This is a genomic window from Kitasatospora putterlickiae (assembly GCF_039527695.1).
Lineage (GTDB): Bacteria > Actinomycetota > Actinomycetes > Streptomycetales > Streptomycetaceae > Kitasatospora > Kitasatospora putterlickiae.
In genome coordinates this window covers 11,393-18,368 of record NZ_BAAAKJ010000095.1, presented here as the reverse complement: position 1 = coordinate 18,368, position 6,976 = coordinate 11,393, and the positions used below count along the sequence as shown (strand labels likewise).

At 72.7% G+C, this 6,976-nt stretch carries 8 protein-coding genes; 5 read left to right on the top strand and 3 right to left on the bottom strand.

Annotated features, from left to right (window positions below):
* Positions 1-1,273: malto-oligosyltrehalose synthase (locus tag ABD308_RS10250; protein WP_486327015.1), on the top strand; the 1,273-nt coding region annotated here is incomplete at its 5' end.
* Entirely contained in the window at positions 1,270-2,988 is a 1,719-nt protein-coding gene (gene treZ / locus ABD308_RS10245) for a malto-oligosyltrehalose trehalohydrolase (protein WP_344331208.1), read from the top strand. The genes ABD308_RS10250 and treZ, both read left to right, overlap by 4 nt.
* A gap of 7 nt (positions 2,989-2,995) precedes the next feature.
* Here the strand turns inward: treZ and ABD308_RS10240 are convergent, their stop codons facing one another.
* Together ABD308_RS10240 and ABD308_RS10235 are read right to left on the bottom strand one after the other, a co-directional pair.
* Positions 2,996-3,889: a transketolase family protein gene (locus ABD308_RS10240; RefSeq protein ID WP_344331204.1), complete on the bottom strand. Its 894-nt coding sequence runs from the start codon at positions 3,887-3,889 to the stop codon at positions 2,996-2,998.
* A gap of 22 nt (positions 3,890-3,911) precedes the next feature.
* Positions 3,912-4,607, bottom strand: a complete 696-nt coding sequence (locus ABD308_RS10235; protein WP_344331198.1) for a transketolase — start codon at positions 4,605-4,607, stop codon at positions 3,912-3,914.
* 54 nt (positions 4,608-4,661) lie between these two features.
* Between ABD308_RS10235 and soxR the strand changes: the two genes are divergently transcribed.
* A complete protein-coding gene (soxR, locus tag ABD308_RS10230; protein ID WP_344331195.1) occupies positions 4,662-5,165 on the top strand; it encodes a redox-sensitive transcriptional activator SoxR in 504 nt (167 codons plus the stop codon).
* Between the two features lie 82 nt (positions 5,166-5,247).
* On the opposite strand, the gene ABD308_RS10225 is transcribed toward soxR, so the two are convergent.
* On the bottom strand, positions 5,248-5,658 hold the full coding sequence (locus ABD308_RS10225) for an ATP-binding protein (RefSeq protein ID WP_344331190.1): 411 nt from the start codon (positions 5,656-5,658) through the stop codon (positions 5,248-5,250).
* A gap of 258 nt (positions 5,659-5,916) precedes the next feature.
* Between ABD308_RS10225 and ABD308_RS10220 the strand changes: the two genes are divergently transcribed.
* Positions 5,917-6,771 carry a helix-turn-helix domain-containing protein gene (locus tag ABD308_RS10220; protein WP_344331185.1) on the top strand — a complete coding sequence of 285 codons (855 nt, stop codon included), beginning with the start codon at positions 5,917-5,919 and terminating at the stop codon, positions 6,769-6,771.
* Positions 6,768-6,976: DUF397 domain-containing protein (locus tag ABD308_RS10215; RefSeq protein ID WP_344331180.1), on the top strand; the 209-nt coding region annotated here is incomplete at its 3' end. The genes ABD308_RS10220 and ABD308_RS10215, both read left to right, overlap by 4 nt.

Genomic DNA, 6,976 nt, shown 5'->3' with positions numbered 1-6,976 from the left:
GCTGCGCGCCGCGCTGCGCCGCCAGCTCACCGGCTACCCCGCGTACCGGCCGTACGTGCGGCCCGGGGAGCCGCTGCCGCCCGCCTCTTCCGCGCAGTTGCACGAGGCGCTCGCCGCCGACGGCGAACCCGTCGACGCCACCGACCGCCTCGTCGCCGCCCTCGCGGCGGGCCGGCTCGGGCGCGGCCCCGAGCAGGACGAGTTCGCCGTCCGCTTCGCCCAGACCGCCGCCGCGGTCGCCGCCAAGGGCGTCGAGGACACCGCCTTCTACCGGTGGAACGCACTGCTGAGCCTCAACGAGGTCGGCGGCGAGCCGGCCCGCCCCGGGCTGCGTCCGGAGGACTTCCACGCCTGGTGCCACTACGTCGAACGGCACTGGCCGCACACCATGACGGTGCTCTCCACCCACGACACCAAGCGCAGCGCCGACGCCCGCGCCCGGCTCGCCGTGCTGGCCGAGCAGCCCGAGGCCTGGGCCGCGGAGGCCGCCGCCTGGTCCACCGCGGCCGGGGCCGGGGCCTTCCTCGACCCCGACGGCGACTGGCTGCTCTGGCAGACCCTGGTCGCCGCCTGGCCGGTCACCCCCGAACGGCTGGTCGCCGCCGTGCTCAAGGCCGTCCGGGAGGCCAAGGTCCACACCTCCTGGACCACCCCGAACGCCCGCTTCGAACGCGCGCTCGCCGACCGGGTGCACGCCGTCTTCGGCAACCCCGGGCTGCTCCCCCGGATCGAGGGGTACGTGGCCGCGCTCGCCCCGTACGCGCGCTCCAACACGCTGGCCGCCGCGCTGCTGCACCTCACCGTGCCCGGTGTGCCGGACCTCTACCAGGGCAGCGAGGAGCCGCTGTACACCCTGGTCGACCCGGACAACCGGCGCGCCGTCGACCTCGGGGCGCTGGCCGTGCGGCTCACCGACTCCGCCACCGCCCGCCCCGGCGACCTGGCGCGCGAGAAGCTGCACCTCACCACCACCGCCCTGCACCTGCGCCGCACCCACCCGCTGGGCGCCCACCGCCCGCTCACCGCCGTCGGCCCGGCCGCCGACCACCTGCTCGCCTTCGGGCGCGGACCGGACGTGCTCACCGCCGTCACCCGCCTGCCGTACGGGCTCGCCCGCGGGGGCGGCTGGCGCGGCACCGAACTGCACCTGCCCGCCGGGGGCGAGTGGACGGACGCCCTCACCGGCCGTCGATTCGCCGCCGGGCCCGTGCTGTTGAAGGACCTCACGGCCGACCTCCCGGTGGCCCTGCTGACCAGGAGGGACGCGGCATGAGGTACGAGGTCTGGGCGCCGTACGCCGCCGAGCGGGTCGAGGTGGCCGTCGACGGCTCCCGCCACCCGCTGGCCCGGGACGACGCCCGCGCCGGGTGGTGGCACGGCGAGGCGCCCGCCGGGGACTACGCGTTCGTCCTGGACGGCGGCCGCCCGCTGCCCGACCCGCGCTCGCCCCGGCAGCCGCACGGCCCCGACGGGCCCAGCCGCGCCGTCGACCACGCCGCGTTCCCCTGGTCGCGCACCGGGTGGCGCGGCCGCCCGCTCGCCGGCGCGGTGCTGTACGAGCTGCACATCGGCACCTTCACCGCCGCCGGCACCTTCGACGCGGCCGCCGCCCGCCTGGACCACCTGGTCGAGCTGGGCGTCGACCTCGTCGAGCTGATGCCGGTCTGCCCGTTCCCCGGCAAGCACGGCTGGGGGTACGACGGCGTCTCGCTCTGGGCGGTGCACGAGCCCTACGGCGGGCCGGAGGGCCTCAAGCGCTTCGTCGACGCCGCGCACCGCAAGGGCCTCGGCGTCGTCCTCGACGTGGTGCACAACCACCTCGGCCCGGCCGGCAACCACCTGCCGCGGTTCGGCCCGTACTTCACCGACCGCCACCACACCCCGTGGGGCTCGGCCGTCAACCTGGACGCGCCCGGCTCCGACGAGGTGCGCGCCTACCTGATCGGCAGCGCCCTCGCCTGGCTGCGCGACTACCGGATCGACGGCCTGCGGCTGGACGCCGTGCACGCCCTGGCCGACGACCGGGCGGTGCACTTCCTGGAGGAACTCGCCCACGAGGTCGACCGGTTGGCGGTGGCGGGCAACCGTCCGCTGTTCCTGATCGCCGAGTCCGACCTCAACGACCCGCGCACCACCACCCCGCGCGAGGCCGGCGGGCAGGGGCTCGCCGCCCAGTGGAGCGACGACTTCCACCACGCCCTGCACTGCGCCCTCACCGGCGAATCCCAGGGCTACTACGGGGACTTCGCCGCCGCACCGCTCGCCGCCGTCGCCAAGGCGCTCACCCGCGGATACTTCCACGACGGCACCTGGTCCTCCTTCCGCGGCCGCCACCACGGCCGGCCGTTCCCGCCCGCCCACGGCGAGCGGCTGCTCGGCTACCTGCAGACCCACGACCAGATCGGCAACCGGGCGCTCGGCGACCGCGTCTCCACCAGCCTCTCCCCCGGCCGGCTGGCCTGCGGCGCCGCGCTGGTGCTCACCTCGCCGTTCACCCCGATGCTGTTCATGGGCGAGGAGTGGGGCGCGGCCACCCCCTGGCAGTACTTCACCGACCACACCGACCCCAACCTCGCCGAGGCCGTCCGCCGGGGCCGGCGCAGGGAGTTCGCCGAGCACGGCTGGTCGGCGGACGCGGTACCGGACCCGCAGGAGCCGGCCACCGTGCTGCGCTCCGTCCTCGACTGGACCGAGCCGCGCCGCGCCCCGCACGCCGAACTGCTCGACTGGTACCGGAGGTTGATCCGCCTGCGGCACGAGCGCCCGGAGCTTTCGGACCCCGACCTGGCGGCGGTGCGGGTCGAGACCGACGAGGACGCCGGGTGGCTGGTGGTGCACCGGGGGCGCTACCGGGTGGCGGTCAACCTCGGCACGGCGGCGGCGGTGCTGCCGCTGGCCGGGGAGGTGGTGGCGGCGTTCGGGGAGCACACGGCCGCCAAGGGGCGGCTCAGCCTCTCACCCAACTCCGCTGCTGTTGTCCTCACTTGATTGACCGTCACCAGAGGAAGGCGCTGATCCGGTCGCGCAGACCGTGCGCGTCCAGGCCGTAGGCGGCCAGGTGCTCCGGGATCGAGCCGTACTGCCGGTGCTCGCCGCGCGGCACCCCGAGCGCCAGCAGCCGGTGCGGACGGTCGGCGAGCGCCTCGTGCGCCTCGTTGGCGGAGGTGCCGGCCAGGTACGGCTCGACCAGCACCACGTTCGCGTTCTGCTCGGTGGCGGCCAGCAGCGCGGCGCCGTCGAACGGCCGGACGGTGGCCGCGTAGAGCACGGTGACGTCCAGGTTCTCGGTGGCGGCGAGCACGGCGTCCAGCATCGGGCCGACCGCGACCACGGTGCCCCGGCCGCCCTGCCGGACGACGGTGAACCGGCCCGGCGTGACGCCGACGGCCTGCTCGTTGCGGTGCTCGGAGAGGCGGAGGTACACCTTGCCGTCACCGTCGGCCACCGCGTGGCGCAGCAGCACCTCGGCCTCGTCCGGATGGCCGGGCACGTGCACCGTCCAGTCGGGCAGCGTGTCCAGCAGCGCGACGTCGCCCGGCGCCATGTGGGTACGGCCGCCGGCCGGCCAGTCGTAGGAGCCGGCCGCGCTCACCAGCACGGCTCCGACGCCCTGGTGGCCGAGGTCCAGCTTCACCTGTTCGAAGGGGCGCTCGACGAGGAAGCTGGCGAAGGTGTGGGCGATCGGGCGCATCCCGGTGAAGGCCAGGCCGGCGGCGGCGCCGATCAGCAACTGCTCGCGGATGCCGACGTTGATCAGCCGGTCCGGGTGCCGCTCGGCGGCCGGGCGGAAGCCGTCGGCGCTGATGTCGGCCAGCACGACGGCGAGGCGCGGGTCCTCGTCCAGCAGGCGGGAGGCGGTCTTGATGAAGCGCTCGCGCATGGTGTCCATGGGTGTTCGGTCCCCTTCCGGCTCAGGAGTTCTTCGACTCGACACGGGCCACCACGACCCGCGGCCGACCCGGGTGCTCGACGGTGTACGCCGCGTACAGCGCTTCGTGGTCGCGGCCGTCGACCGTCTCCACCGACCAGCCCTCGGCGGCGAAGCGCGCCGCGATGCCGCCCCGCCAGCCGTGGGTGGCGGAGGAGTTGTCGATCACCAGGGCGTGCAGCCGGTCCAGCCCGGCGGCGCCGGCGAAGGCCACCGCCTCGTGGTTGGAGCCCTCGTCGAACTCGGCGTCCCCGAGCAGCACCCAGACCGCCGGATCGGTGAGCCCCTGGGCGCGCAGGCCGAGCGCCGTGCCGACCGCGATCGGCAGGCCGTGGCCCAATGAGCCGGAGCTGATCTCGACGCCGGGGATGAGCAGCCGGTCCGGGTGGTGGCCGAGCGGCGAGTCGTAGGCGCCGAAGCTCGGCAGCACCGCCGGGTCGATGAAGCCCTTGGCGGCGAGGACCGCATAGTAGGCCATCGGTCCGTGGCCCTTGGAGAGCAGGAACCGGTCCCGGTCCTGCCCGTCGGCGCCGGCCGGGCTCACCCGCAGGACGCGGTCGTACAGCACCCACAGCGCGTCCAGGGTGGAGGTGGCGGCCGGACCGTGCTTCTCGTCGCCGGTCATCAGGGCCATCAGGCCCGGCAACTCGGCGTAGCCGAGGGGGGTGGTCGTCGTCATGCCCTCGATGCTGCTACTTGAAGTCGACTTCAAGTCAAGCGCTACAGTGGCCTCATGAGCGCCCACGGTCCCAGCCGGCACGACCTCCTCACCATCGGCCAACTCGCCGACCGCAGCGGCCTCGCCGCCTCCGCGCTGCGGTACTACGAGAAGCTGGGACTGATCCACGCCACCCGCACCACCGGCAACCAGCGCCGCTACACCCGCGGCACCCTGCGCCGGATCGCCTTCGTCCGGGCCGCCCAGCGCGTCGGGTTGTCACTGGACGAGGCCAAGGTCGCCCTGGACCGCCTCCCCGAGCACCGCGCCCCCAGCGGCGCGGAGTGGGACGGCGTCGCCCAGTCCTGGCAGAGCCGGATCGACGAGCAGATCGCCGAGTTGGAGCGGCTGAAGGCCAAACTCACCGGCTGCATCGGCTGCGGCTGCCTCTCCCTCACCCGCTGCGGCCTCTACAACGCCGCCGACCGCGCCGGCGCCACCGGCCCCGGCGCCCGCTACCTCCTCACCCGCGACCCCGCCACCGGCCCGGAACCGGCGGGGGGCGACTTCACGGAGTGACGAAGGACCCCGGCCACGGAAGGCGGCCGGGGTCCCGGGGCCCGGAGGGGTCAGTTCCAGGGGTTGGCGGGCTGGTCGCACCTCAGCCCGGCTCGACCTCGACCCAGACCATCTTCCCGACGCCCTCGCGCGAGCAGCATCCCCATCGCTGTGCCAGCGACTTGACGATCATCATTCCCCGCCCGGACTCGTCCTCCCCGCTCGCCGCCCGGATCACCGGCCCGCGCTCGCCCCGGGCGTCGTGCACCTCGATCCGGAGCCGCCGCCGGTCGACGGAGACGACGAGCTGAACCCGCCGCCCCATGGGCGTGCCGTGCACGACGGCGTTGGTCACCAGCTCACTGATGAGCAACTGCCCGGCGTCGATGAAGCGTTCGCCGCCGGGCGCATTGGCGAGCAACCGTTCGAGCAACCGGCGCGCTTCACCGGGCGAGCGCCTGCTGCGCGGCAGCCAGGCGGAGAAGGAGGAGGGGGAGGAGTTGCAGGGGGACATGGCGGATTCACCTTCCAGGCATGGGGAGTTGAAGGCGTGGTGCTGCCACGGGACGGCTGAGTGGGGGCACAGGAATGCCCGGCGACCAGCCGCCTGATCACTCAGACGATCCGTCGAGTTACTGCATGTAGCATGCACCTTGCGGCGGATTACGCGCAAGCGCATCCAATCTGCAATTGCAGCCTCTGCCATCATGGTTGAGGCTCAAGAAGGGGTGGCAGACTATGCAAGGACCCGAACAGCCAGGGAGTGTGACGAGTGAGCAGTCCGACCGTGCTGCGGCGTAGGCTCGGCGGCGAGCTTGGCAAGTTGCGCGCACAACGGGACCTCAGTGCAAAGGATGTGGCCGCCGCCCTCGGCTGGTCCGCCTCCAAGCTGAGCCGTATCGAGAGCGGCCTGGTCTCGCTACAAGAACGGGACGCGGCCAAGCTGTTGTCCCACTACGGCATCACTTCACCCGAAGAGGTGAAACAGTTCCTCAAGCTCACCAGGCAGAGCCGGCAGCAAGGCTGGTGGCACGCCTACGGTGACGCCCTGCCGGACTGGTTCCGGGCCTACGTCGGCTTCGAGTCCGACGCCACGAAGATCGTGACGTACCAATGCGAGCTCGTCCCGGGTCTGCTCCAGACCGAGAGCTACGCCAGGCACGTCATCCGAGCCATGAACCCCACGGAGTCCACCTCTGAAGTGGAACGTCGTGTAGCGCTCCGAATGGATCGCCAGCAGATCCTGGATCGCCGGGATCCGCCGCAGCTCTGGGCCATCATCGGTGAGGCCGTCATAAGGCGCCCTGTCGGAGGCGGCCCCGACATGGCCGAGCAGTTGACCCATCTCGCGACCATGGCTCACGAACGGCCCAACATCACCATCCAGGTCCTCCCTTTCTCGGCAGGCGCACACGCGGCCATGGGCGCGTCCTTCTCGGTGCTGTCGTTCAGCGACATCCCCGGCAGCGTGGCCTACTCCGAGGCAACGACCAGCAGCACCTACTCGGAACGCCCCTCCGAGGTCACGCGGCATGAGAACGCGTTCCTCCGCCTCATGGCCTCATCAGTACAGCCCGAGAAATCCATCACGTGGTTGAGGCAAGTCGCAGAGGAGTACGACGAATGAAGCATCCCTTCGAGGCCGTTCATTGGCGCAAGAGCACCTACAGCAACGGTCAGGGTGACTGCATCGAAGTCGCCGGCGACCTCACGGGCATAGTCCCGGTCCGCGACAGCAAGGACCCCCACGGCCCCACCCTCACCTTCACCGCCACCGCCTGGCAATCCTTCCTCACCGCCATCCACACCGGCGAAATCCCCAACCAGGCCTG

Coding starts and splice junctions, on each gene's coding strand:
- treZ (WP_344331208.1), top strand. CDS start 1,270: ATGAGGTACGAGGTCTGGGCGCCGTACGCCGCCGAGCGGGTCGAGGTG.
- ABD308_RS10235 (WP_344331198.1), bottom strand. CDS start 4,607: ATGACGACGACCACCCCCCTCGGCTACGCCGAGTTGCCGGGCCTGATG.
- ABD308_RS10225 (WP_344331190.1), bottom strand. CDS start 5,658: ATGTCCCCCTGCAACTCCTCCCCCTCCTCCTTCTCCGCCTGGCTGCCG.
- soxR (WP_344331195.1), top strand. CDS start 4,662: ATGAGCGCCCACGGTCCCAGCCGGCACGACCTCCTCACCATCGGCCAA.
- ABD308_RS10240 (WP_344331204.1), bottom strand. CDS start 3,889: ATGGACACCATGCGCGAGCGCTTCATCAAGACCGCCTCCCGCCTGCTG.